The 284-nt window shown below is 36.6% G+C and carries 1 protein-coding gene; it reads right to left on the bottom strand.

The features are described from left to right. The coding region (locus L0U89_RS20380; RefSeq protein WP_234863204.1) for a hypothetical protein at nucleotides 1-284 on the bottom strand (284 nt) is incomplete at both ends.

The raw sequence follows: 284 nt of genomic DNA, 5'->3' as shown, positions 1-284 counted from the left end.
TGCTTAAACTATAAGGCAATGTTTGAGAACATGTTGGGCATTCACCTGACTCCGGTTGCTGAAGCTTATGATTTCGAAAAACTTTTTGTAATACAATTTTTCTTTCTTGATAATAAGAAAGCTCATTGCTCGCTAACACATGCTGGTCTTCTTTTTTTGCCAGGTTTTTGTAGCGACTCCGATAATTGTTTATGTATTCATTCGAAGTTTTAACAAACTCCTCATCCGCCAATTTTGCAAGTTGTAACTCTGCATTTTTACCTTCAAAATCGCCAAGGACTGTG

This window comes from Mariniradius sediminis, from assembly GCF_021491425.1.
In the GTDB taxonomy this organism is placed as follows: domain Bacteria; phylum Bacteroidota; class Bacteroidia; order Cytophagales; family Cyclobacteriaceae; genus Mariniradius; species Mariniradius saccharolyticus.
This window is presented reverse-complemented; position numbering and strand designations above follow the sequence as displayed.